Below are 14,679 nucleotides of genomic sequence, written 5' to 3' on the forward strand. Positions count from 1 at the left end.
GCCCCGGAGCATCAATAACGCAGCCCATCACCCCGCCAATACATGCTCAAGAAACAACCCCGCCGCCGTCGATAACCCTTCCCGCGATCTCACGCAGACGCTGAGTTCGCGGCTGGCCCATTCCTCATTCAATCGCACGACTTTGACACCCTCCAGCTTGTAAATCGCCGCGCTGCCTTCGGGCATGATGCCGAGCCCGACGCCTGCTTGAACCATTAGACACAGGGCGTCGTAGCTGGCGACTTCCATGCGGATTTTCAGGGCGCGGCCCAAGTCATTGGCGGCTTTGATCAGCTGGAAGTTGAGGTGGGTGCCGCTGCGCAGGGTGACGTATTGATGGTCGAGGGTTTCGTTGAAGGTGACGCTTGCGCGCGCGGCCAGCGGGTGGTCGTTGGGCACGAGCAGGACCAATTGATCGGTGCGAAACGGGAAGACTTCGATGTCGGCGCCGTGTGGCAAGCGGGTGAAGATGCCGATGTCGGCGCGGTTTTCAGCGACGGCTTTGGTGATTGCCAGGCTTGGCTGTTCTTCGAGGCTGACGTTGATCAGCGGGTATTGCGCCATGAACGAGGTGAGCAGGCTGGGCATGAATTGGGTGATGGCCGAGATGTTGGCCAGAATGTTGACCGAGCCGCGACCGCCGTGGGAGTAGTCACGCATTTGCACGACGATTTCGTTGAGGTTGTTCAGCGCGCTGCGGGCCATGAACAGCAGCGATAACCCGGCGTCGGTCGGGGTGATGCCCTTGTTGGTGCGGTTGAGCAGCCTGGAGTCGAGCACTTGTTCCAGTTCGCTGAGCCGCTTGCTGACCGCCGCCGCCGCAATGTGTTCGCGTTTGGCAGCTGCGGCGATGGTGCCTTCTTCGACGACACTGACGAAAAGGCGCAGCGAAACGGGATCGAGCTTCATGGGAGGTACCGGGCGTGGGCCTGCGTGGCGGCCATAGTACCTCGTCACGGGTGTACTCAGAACTTGCCGGACAGCAGATGGCCGGCATTCGGCACCTGGGCCTTGAGGCCGAGGGTTTTGAGCATCTGGTAGACGGTGGCGACGGAAGCTGAAAGCACCGGTTTGTCGAGACGATCCTGTACGACCTGGATCGCAGGCAGTGACGGCATTTGCACGCAGCACGACAGCACCACGCCATCGGCTTGTCCGATATTGAGCTTGTCGGCGTGGGCCACGAGATTCATCGGGTCCAGACGACCGACTTCAAGGTTGTCGGACACTTCCAGGCTGATGGAGTCGACGACTTCGATACCGGCCGCTTCGATGTAGTCGATGACCTGTTGAGTCAGCGGCTTCATATACGGGGTGATGATCGAGACCTTCTTGTAGTCGAGCATCTGCAGACTGTCGATGAGCGCACCGGCGGAGCTGAGGACCGGGGCATTGGAGTTGTTGCCGAGGACGGTTTTGCCCAACCGCTCCTGCGAAACTGTGTGGTAACCCGCGCCCTGGCACATGATTGCCACCAGGCAGGCATAGGCCATGACATCTACTCGTGCGTCGCTCAGTTCCAGCGCGCAGCGGTCGCTGTCGATGTCCATCTTTTTCAGCTCTTCGGGGCTGACGTGCATCATGCGCATGCGCGAGGAATGAAAGGTGAAGCGCTCATCCGGGAACAGCGAATAACGCGAGGTCAGCATCGCCGGGATTTCGGTTTCCATGGTGGTGTTGGAGCTGGGGACGATCTGGCCGATGCGGAAGTGTTTCATGGGTTCTCCTGTCATTTCGCGGGCAGCAATGGGGGCATGCGTGAGCGATGTTAGGAGGGGTGATCAAGGGCGTATATCAGGCATTGGTGAGCTTGCCATCGCGGATGGCGATGGCAAGCCCACCTATATTCGTCGCAGCACGGCATGCCGATGGCGGCGATCGGCCAACACGCCGAGGGCGTTAAAGGGACGCGGTTTGCTCGCGAGACGCCTGCCCATTCGCCAGCAGTATCTCAGCAAATTCCGACGCGGCTCCCAGCAATGGCTCACCTTTGCGGGTCAGGATTCCGTAATCCTGGGGCGCCAGTTCCAGCGAAGTATTGAGCACCTTCAATAGCCCGCTTTCCAGATGCGGCTGGGCCATCGAAGCGGGCAGCATGGCGATCATCGGGCCGGATTGCAGCACCTGCAGGAAGGTCTGCATCGAGATGGTGTCGATGGTGTTCTTCGGCGTCGCAATGCCCGCCTTGGCGAAGGCCTGCTCCATTCGCGCGCGAATCGGCGTGCCCACCGGGTAGAGAATCCACGGCCAGTTGCCCAGCTCCTTAAGCGGCGTTTGCGCACGCTCGGTCAGTGGGTGGCGGCTGTTGACCACCATGCAGAAAGGCTCCGGCGCCAGCGCGTGAAAGTCATACACCTGCTGCTGGCTTTCATCGGTAAAGCGCGCCACGGCAAGGTCGAGTTTCTTGTCATCGAGCATGTCCATCAAATGGTCGCTGGTCTGTTCGACGATCTCGATGGACAACAGCGGCCAGCGTTGCTTCAACTGCACGATCGCGTCCGGCAGCACTACGGCCGTGGCTGCAAAGATCGCTCCGACCTTGAGAAAACCATGACCGCCCTCACGCAGGCTGCTGATCTGATCGACGAACTTGTTCGCGTCGTTCAGGGCGATCTGCGCATAGCGCACCACGTGTTCACCGAGCGCGGTGGGCGGCATGTTGCGCGGCAAGCGCTCGAACAAATCGAAACCCAGCAGCCGCTCGATCTCGCGCAACATCTTGCTGACGGCAGGCTGACTGAGGTTCATGTGCAGTGCGGCAGCGTGCATGTTGCGGGTTCGCGACAACGTATCGATGAGCACCAGATGCTTGAATCTGAGCCAATTGCAGACCGTCGAAAAGGAAATATCTGACATGGGACAGCCTCGAATCGCGATAACTCAGTGTTATCGATAATTGAGCAGATGTCATTGGAGTTTATCGCTTGCGCTGATTAGGGTCGGTAGCAAAGCACAAGAACCTCGAGGATTGCCCTATGCCCATCCAGCTCACCGCCGAAAACACCCTGCCTGCCGATGGCCTGAGTGGAACCTTGATCGGCCGCGCCTGGGTGCCCGGCAAGGTTGGCGGGCCATCGCCGGTGGTGCTGCGCAGCGATGGGGTGTTCGACCTGTCCGAGCGCTTTGCCACCTTGAGCGAACTGCTGGAATCCGAGTCACCGCTCAAAGCCATACGAGAAACCCAAGGCAGGTTGATTGCCAGCGTCGAAGCGTTGCTGGCCAACTCGAATGCCAGCCCCGACCTGAGCAGGGCATTCCTGCTGGCGCCTACCGACCTGCAGGTGATCAAGGCTGCTGGCGTAACGTTTGCGGCCAGCATGATCGAGCGGGTGATCGAGGAGCAGGCCGCGGGCGATCCCGCCAAGGCCGAGAGCGTGCGCGCTATCGTGCACAACGCTATCGGCGACAACCTGCGCAGCATCAAGCCAGGCTCGGCACAGGCGGCGACACTCAAGGCGCTGCTGATCGAGCAAAAGATGTGGTCGCAGTACCTGGAAGTCGGCATCGGCCCTGATGCGGAAATTTTCACCAAGGCGCCAGTGCTGGCGGCGGTTGGCAGCGGCAGCCAGATCGGCATTCACCCGAAGTCCGAGTGGAACAACCCCGAGCCTGAAGTGGTGCTGGCGGTTAACAGTCGCGGGCAGATTCAGGGCGCGACCCTGGGTAACGACGTTAACCTGCGAGACTTCGAAGGTCGCAGCGCGCTGCTGCTGAGCAAGGCCAAGGACAACAACGCCTCCTGCGCGATCGGACCGTTCATTCGGCTGTTCGACGAGACCTTTTCGCTGGATGACGTGCGCAATTGCGTCGTCGATTTGCAGGTCAAAGGCAGCGACGGCTACCTGATGAAGGGGTCGAGTTCGATGTCGCAGATCAGTCGAGATCCGCAGGACATCGCCGCCCAGACGCTCAACGAAAATCATCAATACCCGGACGGTTTCCTGCTGTACCTGGGCACCCTCTTCGCCCCCACCGAAGACCGCGATCACGTCGGCGGCGGCTTTACCCACAAGCTGGGGGATGAAGTCAGCATCAGCAGCCGCTTGTTGGGGAGCCTGCATAACGAGGTAACCCATAGCAGCCAGGCGGCGCCCTGGACGTTCGGGGTGGGCGCGTTGTTTCGCAATCTGGTGGCGCGCGGCTTGTTGTCGCATTAAACGCCGTTTTCCGACAAGCCCATTGCCGCATCCACAATGACAAGAGAGATCCGGACCATGCCTACCACGCCCAAACGCCCCCTGCGCAGCCAGCAATGGTTCGACGATCCCGAACACGCCGACATGACCGCGCTCTATGTCGAGCGTTACATGAACTACGGCCTGACTCGCGAAGAGCTGCAATCGGGCCGACCGATCATCGGCATTGCACAGACGGGCAGCGACCTGGCGCCGTGCAATCGACATCACATTGAATTGGCGCAACGGGTCAAGGCCGGGATTCGCGACGCGGGCGGGATTCCGATGGAGTTTCCAGTGCATCCGATGGCCGAGCAAACCCGTCGCCCGACCGCGGCGCTGGACCGTAACCTCGCCTATCTGGGCCTGGTGGAGATCCTGCATGGCTACCCGCTCGATGGTGTCGTGCTGACCACCGGTTGCGACAAGACCACGCCCGCCTGCCTGATGGCCGCTGCCACCACGGACCTGCCCGCGATCGTGCTATCAGGCGGGCCGATGCTCGATGGTCGGCACAAGGGTGAGCTGATCGGTTCCGGCACGGTGCTCTGGCATGCGCGCAATCTGCTGTCGGCAGGCGAGATCAATTACGAAGGCTTCATGGAAATGACCACTGCCGCGTCGCCATCGGTGGGGCATTGCAACACCATGGGCACGGCACTTTCGATGAACGCGCTGGCCGAAGCGCTCGGCATGTCGCTGCCCGGCTGTGCAAGCATTCCGGCGGCCTATCGCGAGCGCGGCCAGATGGCTTATATGACCGGCAAACGTATCTGTGACCTGGTGCGTGAAGACGTTCGCCCCTCGCAGATCATGACCCGCCAAGCCTTTGAAAACGCCATTGCCGTCGCCTCGGCGCTGGGGGCGTCGAGCAATTGTCCGCCGCACTTGATCGCCATCGCGCGGCACATGGGCGTCGAGTTGAGTCTCAGCGACTGGCAGCGCATCGGCGAGGATGTACCGTTGCTGGTCAACTGCATGCCGGCCGGCAAATACCTCGGCGAAGGCTTTCATCGCGCAGGCGGCGTGCCCGCGGTCATGCATGAGCTGCAAAAAGCCGGGAAGCTGCATGAAGACTGCAGCTCGGTGTCGGGCAAAACCATCGGTCAAATCGTGCGCAATGCAGTGGCCCACGACGCCGATGTGATCCGCCCTTATGAAGATCCGCTCAAACATCGCGCCGGTTTCATCGTGCTCAGCGGCAATTTTTTCGACAGTGCGATCATGAAGATGTCGGTGGTAGGCGAGGCGTTTCGCAAGACCTATTTGTCCCAGCCCGGTGCGGAAAACAGCTTCGAGGCGCGGGCCATCGTCTTCGAGGGGCCGGAGGATTATCACGCGCGGATCAATGACCCATCGCTTGAAATCGACGAGCGCTGCATTCTGGTGATTCGCGGGGCTGGGACCGTGGGCTACCCCGGCAGCGCCGAGGTGGTGAACATGGCGCCCCCGGCCGAGCTGATCAAGCGTGGCATCGATTCGTTGCCTTGCCTGGGGGACGGTCGTCAAAGCGGAACGTCGGCCAGCCCTTCGATTCTCAACATGTCGCCGGAAGCGGCCGTGGGAGGCGGCCTGGCGCTGCTGAAAACCAACGACCGGTTACGTGTAGACCTGAATAACCGCAGCGTAAACGTGCTGGTCAGCGACGAAGAAATGGCCGAACGGCGCGCGCACTTCGAACCCAAAATGCCCGCCTCGCAGACGCCATGGCAGGAGCTGTACCGGCAGTTGGTGGGGCAGTTATCCACAGGCGGTTGCCTGGAACCGGCGACCTTGCACTTGCGAGTGATTGCCAGAAGTGGCGAGCCGCGGCATTCGCATTGACGTGGGAGGCCGGCCCTTATAGCCGACGCCGGAGTTTACGAAGGCAGTAACAGGGGTGGATCAGGGGTTAATCGGCTGCGGGACGCGCCGCGTAGGCTGCCGCATGATGATCATCGGCGTCACAACAACTTGGGCAATCCTTGCTCCATTTCCATAAATCGGTTTTTGAGTAGCGAATGCAGTTGTTGCACCGCAGGCGAGAACTGTTTGCGGTGCGGGTACACCAGATTCAGTGGCGCGGGTTCGCCCCGGTAGTCCGGCAACAGCAGCTCCAGGCGCCCGGCCATCACGTCATTGCGCACATCGACCCACGATTTATAGGCAATACCCTCGCCCGCCACGGCCCAGCGCCGCACCAGGTCGGCGTCATCGGTCAGCAGAGGCCCGGACACCGTAAGCAGCCGCCCGCCCACCGCCCACTTGTCGTAGACGCGGCCATGGAGGATGTACAACAGGCAGTCATGGCGCAGCAGGTCGTCCGAGTTCAACGGTCGCCCTTTGCGCGCCAGATAATCCGGCGAAGCCACCAGCACACGGCGATTCCAGGGTGCGAGCGGCATGGCAATGTAATTGGCGTCCTCAATCACCCCGCTGCGAATCGCCACATCGACCGGATCGCGAAACATATCGGCCAGTTGATCGGAGACGAACAGGCGCAAGTTCAATGCCGGGTGCTGTCGACGAAAGCCGGTCAGCCACTCCAGCATCACGTTGCGTCCCAGGTCCGAAGGCATCGCCACTTGCAACGTGCCTTGCAGCTCGGCGCTTTCGCGGTGCAATTTTTCGCGACCATCGCGCAGCGCATCGAGCACGGTCTGTGCAGTTGGCAGGTATTGCTCGCCCTCGGCGGTCAGGCGCAGGCTGCGCGTCGAACGGGCGAACAAGCGGATGTCCAGTTCGCGCTCCAGGCGCTTGATTGCCGCAGCCACTTGACCCGGCAGCAAATCAACCTCCCGAGCCGCGTTTGAAAAACTGCCCAGTGCTGCTGTCCGAACAAAAAGAGCCAGATCATCGATACGGATCATTTTCACTCCAGCTGTGAAAGTGTTGGCGCATTGTGCGGGTTTTTCTTATGGGTGGCGAAGAACAAGATAGGCCCACGTTGCAGCACCCATTAGCGGCCCACCCGACTTCATCCCTTTAGAGAAAACGCCATGAAAGCCATTGCCTTCACCCAACACGGTTTGCCTATTGAAGATCCGAAATCGCTGATCGACATGGACCTGCCCAAGCCGACTCCCGGCCCGCGCGACCTGCTCGTGGAAGTACGTGCCATTTCCGTCAACCCGGTGGACACCAAAATCCGTGCAGGTTCGGCGGCTACCGATCCCAGGGTAGTGGGCTGGGATGCCGTCGGTGTGGTGCGCGAAACCGGCAGCGAGGTCACGCTGTTCAAGGCTGGCGACGAGGTGTTCTACGCCGGTTCCATCGCACGCCCGGGCAACTACAGCGAATTCCATCTGGTGGACGAGCGCATCGTCGGTCACAAGCCGACATCCATCGACAACGCCCACGCTGCCGCACTGCCGCTGACGTCAATCACCGCATGGGAGCTGCTGTTCGACCGCCTGGGCGTGCAGGAAGGTAGTGGCAAAGGCGATAGCCTGCTGATTATCGGTGCAGGTGGCGGCGTGGGGTCGATGCTGGTCCAGTTGGCGCGTCAGTTGACCCAGTTGACCGTCATCGGTACGGCATCGCGCCCGCAGACCCAGAGCTGGGTCAAAGATCTGGGGGCACACCATGTCATCGACCACAGCCAGCCGCTGGTGGCGCAACTGGAGAAAATCGGCGTCGGCCAGGTCAGCCACGTCGCGAGCCTCACGCACACCGACAGCTACTTCACGCAGCTGATCGAGGCGCTGCGCCCACAAGGCAAGCTGGCACTGATCGACGACCCGAAAAGCCTCGATGTGGTCCCGATGAAGCGCAAGGCGCTGTCGCTGCACTGGGAACTGATGTTCACGCGTTCGCTGTATGAAACCCCTGACATGATTGCCCAACACCAACTGCTCAACCGCGTTTCGGGCTTGATCGATCAGGGTGTATTGAAGACCACGCTAGGTGAACACCTGGGCATTATCAATGCCGAAAATCTGCGCCGCGCCCACGCCGTGATCGAAAGCGGCAAGGCCCGAGGCAAGATCGTTCTCGAAGGTTTCTGAGCAATCGTCCTCCCGCCGGCCGGTCGTGAAGATCGGCTGAATGCGGTGTCGCCGTCGCACCGCGTTGACAGGGCGTGGGGGGCTTTGCACCCATCGTCAGCAAGCTGAACGCCTCCGCCCTGCGGCCACAAACGGTCTTGCATGCGCCGCCATCGCGCCCTGCCCGGCACCTCTCATTTGCCCCATTGCCGTCGCTCTGCTAGTGTCGCGCCGGTTTAACGTCTACCGGGATAGCCGCCATGGCCCGCAAGAAAGCTGCACTGGATTTCGAACAATCCCTCACGGATCTGCAAACGCTGGTCGAGCGTCTGGAGAACGGCGAGCTGTCGCTGGAAGATTCATTGACCGCCTTCGAACAAGGCATCCGGCTGACGCGCGAGTGCCAAAGCGCACTGGCGCAGGCTGAACAGAAGGTCCAGGTGTTGCTGGAACGCGATGGCGAGCTGGCCGAGGAACCCTTCGAAGCGGAAGAGCCAGAATGATCGCCGAGTATCAGGCGCTCAGTCAGGCGCGCGTCAATGCGGCCCTGGAAACCCTGTTCACTGTTCCCTCTCCCGAACTGACCCGCCTTTACCAGGCCATGCGCTACAGCGTCACCAACGGCGGCAAGCGCGTGCGCCCGTTGCTGGTGTATGGCGCCTGCGAAGCCTTGGGCGGCGATGCCGAGCGAGCCAATGGGGCAGCCTGCGCGGTCGAGCTGATCCACGCCTATTCGCTGGTTCATGACGATCTGCCGGCAATGGACGACGATGACCTGCGTCGCGGCCTGCCGACCACGCACAAGGCGTTTGACGAAGCCTGCGCGATCCTCGCCGGCGACGGCCTGCAAACCCTGGCGTTCAGCGTACTGAGCGACCGAGTGCTGAACCCGCAAGACGCACAAACTCTGTTGAAAATGGTCGCTACCCTGGCCCACGCCGCCGGCCCTGCCGGCATGGTTGGCGGGCAGGCGATCGATCTGGGGTCGGTGGGCCTGAAGCTCGACCAGACCGCGCTGGAGTTCATGCATCGGCACAAGACTGGCGCCCTGATCGAGGCCAGTGTACGGCTGGGAGCCCTGGCCAGCGGCCAAGCCAGCCAGGTCCAGCTGGACTCGCTGCAGATCTACGCGCGCGCCGTCGGCCTGGCGTTTCAAGTCCAGGACGACATCCTCGATGTCGAAAGCGATACCGCCACGCTGGGCAAACGCCAGGGCGCCGATATTGCTCGCGACAAGCCCACGTACCCGGCCTTGCTGGGCCTGGAAGAAGCCAAGCACTACGCCCTGGAACTGCGCGATCAGGCGCTGGTAGCATTGCGACCTTTCGACGCGGCCGCCGAGCCTTTGCGCGCGCTGGCGCGTTATATCGTCGAACGCCGCAATTAGCGCATACGACCCCGAACGGCTGTTTAGGAGCGGCGACGTCCGGGGGCGTGTGACGAAACCTGGGTGCATCACAGGTATTTTCGTAATCGGATGGACTTATCGCGGGCAAGCGCGCTCCTACAAAATGACACGCCGTTGCTTCTGCTCTCGCTGCTTGCATTTGAACATCATCGACTTCAGTTCATGGGCAGCCCGCGATGCATCAGGTAAACTGCCGCCTCTTTCACTATAACGATTCGCCTGATGCCCACGACGTTCCAAGAGATTCCCCGCGAGCGCCCGTCCACGCCACTGCTCGACAAGGCAGCGACGCCGGACGGACTGCGCCGGTTAGGTGAAGCCGAGCTCGAAGCTCTGGCTGATGAACTGCGCCTGGAGCTGCTCTATACCGTTGGCCAGACCGGCGGGCACTTCGGTGCCGGGCTTGGGGTCATCGAGCTGACCGTGGCGCTGCATTATGTCTTCGATACCCCCGACGACCGGCTGGTCTGGGACGTCGGTCATCAAGCGTATCCCCACAAGATTCTCACGGGTCGGCGTGAACAGATGTCGACCCTGCGCCAGAAAGGCGGTGTGGCCGCTTTCCCCCGCCGCGGCGAAAGCGAGTACGACACCTTTGGCGTCGGTCACTCAAGCACCTCGATCAGCGCTGCGCTGGGCATGGCCATCGCCGCCCGGCTGCAGGGCAGCGAGCGCAAATCCATCGCCGTCATCGGCGACGGTGCGTTGACGGCGGGCATGGCGTTCGAGGCGTTGAATCACGCCCCGGAAGTCAACGCCGACATGCTGGTGATCCTTAACGACAATGACATGTCGATCTCGCGCAACGTCGGCGGCTTGTCGAACTATCTGGCGAAGATCCTTTCCAGCCGTACCTACGCGAGCATGCGCGAAGGCAGCAAGAAGGTGCTGTCGCGTCTGCCCGGCGCTTGGGAAATCGCCCGGCGCACCGAGGAGTACGCCAAAGGCATGCTGGTCCCGGGCACCCTGTTCGAGGAGCTGGGCTGGAACTACATCGGCCCTATCGACGGCCACGATCTGCCTACGCTAATCGCCACCTTGCGCAACATGCGTGACCTGAAGGGGCCCCAGTTCCTGCATGTGGTCACCAAGAAGGGCAAGGGTTTCGCCCCGGCCGAGGTCGACCCGATCGGCTATCACGCGATCACCAAGCTCGACCCGCTGGACGCGCCTGCTGCGCCGAAAAAGGCCAGCGGTCCGAAATACTCCGGCGTGTTCGGCCAGTGGCTGTGCGACATGGCCAAGGCTGACGAACGCTTGGTCGGTATCACCCCGGCAATGAAAGAAGGCTCTGACCTGGTGGCGTTCAGCGAACGGTTCCCTGAGCGTTACTTCGACGTGGCGATCGCCGAGCAGCATGCGGTCACACTGGCTGCCGGCATGGCTTGCGAAGGCGCCAAGCCTGTTGTGGCGATCTATTCGACCTTCCTGCAACGCGGCTATGACCAACTGATTCACGACGTCGCGGTACAGAATCTGGACGTGCTGTTTGCCATTGACCGCGCAGGGCTAGTCGGCGAAGACGGCCCGACCCACGCCGGCAGTTTCGATCTGTCCTTCCTGCGCTGCATTCCTAACATGTTGGTGATGACGCCCAGCGACGAGAACGAACTCCGTCGAATGCTCAGCACCGGTCACCTGTTCAATGGCCCGGCGGCTGTGCGCTACCCGCGTGGCACTGGCCCGAATGCTGTGATCGACAGCGGGCTGGAGCCGTTGGACATCGGCAAGGGTATCGTTCGTCGTCACGGCAGCAAGGTCGCGATGCTGGTGTTCGGCGTGCAGTTGGCCGAGGCACTGAAAGTCGCCGAGAAGCTCGATGCCACGGTAGTCGATATGCGCTTCGTCAAACCGTTGGACGAGGCACTGGTCCGCGAAATCGCCTCCAACCACGAACTGCTGGTCACCATCGAAGAAAACGCCATCATGGGTGGCGCCGGTGCGGCGGTCAGCGAGTTCCTGGCGCGGGAAAACATTCTCAAGTCAGTGTTGCACCTGGGCTTGCCGGACCTCTACGTCGAACACGCCAAGCCGGCGCAGATGCTTGCAGAATGCGGGCTGGATGCGGACGGGATCGAAGCGTCGATCAGCGAGCGCCTGAAAAAGCTCTGAGGCCGCCCAGCTGTCTGACATTTGATCGCTCCCACGCTCCGCGTGGGCATCTACCGCTGCGGGCCATTGACGCAGAGCTTCTACAACGGCTCACCACGCAGAGCGTGGGAGCGATACGATCAAGCGGCCCACACACGCCCTGTAGCAGTCCGGCTTGCCGGCAGTAGCCAGTTCGATGATGCCACCGCTGGCAAGCCGGACTGCCACAGGGCATAGCGACAAGATAAAAATATGACCCTGCCCCGTCTCGCCTTTGCCCTTTCGCTTCTGCCCGCTGCGCAAGCCTTTGCCGATCTACCCGATCGCGACGCCGCTTTGAAGCTGTCCGATGTGTTGGTCAGCGCCAATCGCCAAGTCGAACAGCGCGACGCCAGTGTGGCCGCGAATACGGTATTCACTCGCGCCGATATCGAGCGTCTGCAACCGAGCAGCGTGACTGACCTGCTCAACCGCGTGCCAGGGGTGCAGGTTGCGCCGAGCGGTGGCCGTGGCAGCTTGCCGGGGATCTACATTCGCGGGACCAAGTCCGCACAAAGCCTGGTGCTGGTCGATGGCCAGCGCATCGCTAACGCCACGTCCGCCGACAGCGCCCTTCAATACCTCAATGTCGAGCAGATCGAGCGGGTCGAAGTGCTGCGAGGTTCACGTTCGGTCGTGTATGGCGCTGATGCCATCGGCGGGGTGATCCAGATCTTCACCCGGCGCGGCGCCGAACAAGGCCTTCAGGCCCGCCTGCACAGCGGCGTTGGCAACCGAGGCACCTGGCAGAACAGCCTTGGCCTGTCGGGCGGTGACCAGCAGACCCGCTTCAACCTCAGCACCAGCCTCAACGAAACCGCCGGTATCGACCGCACGGGGCCTTCGTTCGCCAGCGACGCCGATCGCGACGGCTACCGAAACAAGTCCTACAGCCTGAACCTGAGTCATTGGCTGAACGATGACGTAGAAATCGGCTTCAATGCGCTGGATAACAAGGGCAAGACCGAGTTTGACAACCCGTTCGGTCTGTTTGACCCGATCACTTTCAACAGCAATGGCCAGCAGCAGTACAGTGATTTTGAACTCAGCAGCCTAGGCACTTACATCGATGCCCGCATCAACGAGCGCTGGAAAACCCGTCTCGAAGTGGGCCACAGCGAAAACCGTGAGAAAACCTTCGACAAGCTCAGCGACGATCGCTCCGTATTCAACACCTACCGCGATTCGGTTACCTGGCAGAACGACCTGACGCTGGACGAGCGCAACAACGTGATGCTCGGTGGCGACTGGTATGAAGATCGGGTCAACAGCAGCACGCCGTTCGATGAAGACAGCCGCTGGAACCGGGCGGCGTTCATTCAGCACCGTTTCAAGGGCGAAGGATTTTCCACCGAGCTTGGGCTGCGTCGTGACCAGAACCAACAGTTCGGCAGCCAGAATACCTGGAGCGGCACCCTGGCCCTGCCGGTCAATGAGGCTAACGACGTGCTGCTGTCCTACAGCGAAGGCTTCCGTGCGCCGACATTCAACGATCTGTATTACCCAGGTTTCAGCAACCAAAATCTCAAGCCTGAGCATTCGAAAAGCTACGAGCTGCAATGGCGTAGCCGCCTGAGCGACACCAGCAAACTGGAAGCGTCCCTGTACCGTACCGATCTGAAAGACGCGATAGCACTGGACAGCGACTTCCGCCCGCAGAACATTGCTTCGGCGCGAATCAATGGCTTCGAGGCATCGCTTGAGCAACGACTGTTCGGCTGGACCGGCAAGCTGGGCGCATCAATCATCGACCCTCGCGACCGCGACACCGGCCACACACTCAACCGGCGTGCGCGCCGAACCTTGAACCTGGACATCGATCGCCAGTTCGACCGCCTCGGCATCGGCGCCAGCTGGCAGGCGGTGAGCGACAGTTACAACGACGAGGCGAATACCCAAAACATCGGCGGCTATGCGCTGTTCGGCCTGCGCAGCAGTTGGAAGGCCAGTGATGAGGTGAAGCTTGAATTCAAGCTAGAGAATGCGCTGGACAAACGCTACAGCCGCACGCTGTACAGCTTTGATGGCAGTCATTACGGGTACCGCGAAGAGGGACGCACATGGATGTTCGGGGTGACCTGGACGCCGAGCTTGTGACGCAGGGTCCGCTGCAGGAACGCGCTCGCCGTTGATTCATTCCGTCGGTTGTAAAGATCGCTATCGCAGGCGAGCGCGCGCCTACAATCGGATGTTCATCGCTCTGGCGATAACGCCGCGCACAACTTTTCCACAGCATCCAACATCTGGCCGCTCGGCCGCTCGATGCCTTTATCCGGCACTACCCGCATCCGCGCCTTAAGCGACGGCCAGGCTTTCCAGAGGTTCAGCTGTGAGGTCGAACCTGCAACGATCACTTGAGGATTTCGCTGCAAAACGGCTTCAAGGCTGACCTGCGGTGCGGGTTGGCTCACATCGGCAAACACGTTTCGCGCCCCGCAGACACTTAACCCATCGCTGATGATCTGCCCGCCGCCAACGGTATACAGCGGCTGGTCCCACACCTGATAGAACACACTCAGGGGGACGTCCCGGCGATAGCGCTCTCTCAATGCGGACAGTCGCTGACGAAATTCACCCGCCATTTGCCGCCCGCGTTCAGCGCGGCCCAAGCGCTCGCCAATCTGCTCGATCTGATCGGCCAGTTGCTCCAGAGTGTGCGGTTCGGCGGTGAACGTGGGGATATTCAAGCGCTGCAACTGATCGCGCTGAGCGACGCTGACGCTGCCCGGCCATAGCAACAACAGATCAGGCTGGAGACTGAGCAGTCGCTCCGTTTCCAATTGTCCGTATCGTCCCACCGACGGCAAAGCCGCGACAGAGGCAGGACGGTCACCACCGTCCAGCACCCCGACCAATAGATCGGTAGCGCCCAGCTCGGAGACGATTTCAGTCAGCGAAGGTGCAAGACTCACCACTCGCTCGGCGGCGCAGACAGGCCAGACCATGAGCGAGAGCAGACAGGCAATGAGACGACGCATCAGCCTAGTTGAAGGAGAATGTC

At 61.3% G+C, this 14,679-nt stretch carries 12 protein-coding genes; 7 read left to right on the plus strand and 5 right to left on the minus strand.

Annotated elements, in window-relative coordinates; translation table 11 throughout:
- Positions 1 to 27: 27 nt before the first annotated feature.
- From B3I26_RS13365 to B3I26_RS13375, 3 genes are all read right to left on the minus strand, one after another.
- On the minus strand, positions 28 to 909 hold the full coding sequence (locus tag B3I26_RS13365) for a LysR family transcriptional regulator (protein WP_296258262.1): 882 nt from the start codon (positions 907 to 909) through the stop codon (positions 28 to 30).
- Positions 910 to 965: 56 nt separating this feature from the next.
- The gene (locus tag B3I26_RS13370; protein ID WP_296258263.1) at positions 966 to 1,718 is read right to left on the minus strand and encodes a maleate cis-trans isomerase family protein; all 753 of its coding nucleotides are present in this window, start codon (positions 1,716 to 1,718) and stop codon (positions 966 to 968) included.
- Positions 1,719 to 1,899: 181 nt separating this feature from the next.
- Positions 1,900 to 2,856 carry a LysR family transcriptional regulator gene (locus B3I26_RS13375; protein WP_296258264.1) on the minus strand — a complete coding sequence of 319 codons (957 nt, stop codon included), beginning with the start codon at positions 2,854 to 2,856 and terminating at the stop codon, positions 1,900 to 1,902.
- Positions 2,857 to 2,975: 119 nt separating this feature from the next.
- Between B3I26_RS13375 and B3I26_RS13380 the strand changes: the two genes are divergently transcribed.
- Both B3I26_RS13380 and B3I26_RS13385 read left to right on the plus strand, forming a co-directional pair.
- The gene (locus tag B3I26_RS13380) at positions 2,976 to 4,157 is read left to right on the plus strand and encodes a fumarylacetoacetate hydrolase family protein (protein ID WP_296258265.1); all 1,182 of its coding nucleotides are present in this window, start codon (positions 2,976 to 2,978) and stop codon (positions 4,155 to 4,157) included.
- 57 nt (positions 4,158 to 4,214) lie between these two features.
- Positions 4,215 to 5,999, plus strand: coding sequence for an IlvD/Edd family dehydratase (locus B3I26_RS13385; RefSeq protein ID WP_296258266.1), 1,785 nt, complete (start codon positions 4,215 to 4,217; stop codon positions 5,997 to 5,999).
- A 119-nt stretch (positions 6,000 to 6,118) separates the two neighbouring features.
- Here the strand turns inward: B3I26_RS13385 and B3I26_RS13390 are convergent, their stop codons facing one another.
- Positions 6,119 to 7,024, minus strand: coding sequence for a LysR family transcriptional regulator (locus tag B3I26_RS13390; RefSeq protein ID WP_296258267.1), 906 nt, complete (start codon positions 7,022 to 7,024; stop codon positions 6,119 to 6,121).
- Positions 7,025 to 7,153: 129 nt separating this feature from the next.
- Between B3I26_RS13390 and B3I26_RS13395 the strand changes: the two genes are divergently transcribed.
- From B3I26_RS13395 to B3I26_RS13415, 5 genes are all read left to right on the plus strand, one after another.
- Positions 7,154 to 8,161, plus strand: a complete 1,008-nt coding sequence (locus B3I26_RS13395; RefSeq protein ID WP_296258269.1) for a zinc-binding alcohol dehydrogenase family protein — start codon at positions 7,154 to 7,156, stop codon at positions 8,159 to 8,161.
- Positions 8,162 to 8,400: 239 nt separating this feature from the next.
- Entirely contained in the window at positions 8,401 to 8,643 is a 243-nt protein-coding gene (locus tag B3I26_RS13400) for an exodeoxyribonuclease VII small subunit (protein WP_296258270.1), read from the plus strand.
- A complete protein-coding gene (ispA, locus tag B3I26_RS13405; RefSeq protein WP_296258271.1) occupies positions 8,640 to 9,527 on the plus strand; it encodes a (2E,6E)-farnesyl diphosphate synthase in 888 nt (295 codons plus the stop codon). Before B3I26_RS13400 ends, ispA begins: the two co-directional genes overlap by 4 nt.
- Before the next feature lie 243 nt (positions 9,528 to 9,770).
- On the plus strand, positions 9,771 to 11,660 hold the full coding sequence (gene dxs, locus B3I26_RS13410; protein ID WP_296258272.1) for a 1-deoxy-D-xylulose-5-phosphate synthase: 1,890 nt from the start codon (positions 9,771 to 9,773) through the stop codon (positions 11,658 to 11,660).
- A gap of 231 nt (positions 11,661 to 11,891) precedes the next feature.
- Positions 11,892 to 13,775: a TonB-dependent receptor domain-containing protein gene (locus B3I26_RS13415; protein ID WP_296258273.1), complete on the plus strand. Its 1,884-nt coding sequence runs from the start codon at positions 11,892 to 11,894 to the stop codon at positions 13,773 to 13,775.
- A gap of 95 nt (positions 13,776 to 13,870) precedes the next feature.
- On the opposite strand, the gene B3I26_RS13420 is transcribed toward B3I26_RS13415, so the two are convergent.
- Positions 13,871 to 14,656: a cobalamin-binding protein gene (locus B3I26_RS13420; protein WP_296258275.1), complete on the minus strand. Its 786-nt coding sequence runs from the start codon at positions 14,654 to 14,656 to the stop codon at positions 13,871 to 13,873.
- Positions 14,657 to 14,679 lie beyond the last annotated feature (23 nt).

It is taken from the genome of Pseudomonas sp. UBA5706, from assembly GCF_002419965.1.
In the GTDB taxonomy this organism is placed as follows: domain Bacteria; phylum Pseudomonadota; class Gammaproteobacteria; order Pseudomonadales; family Pseudomonadaceae; genus Aquipseudomonas.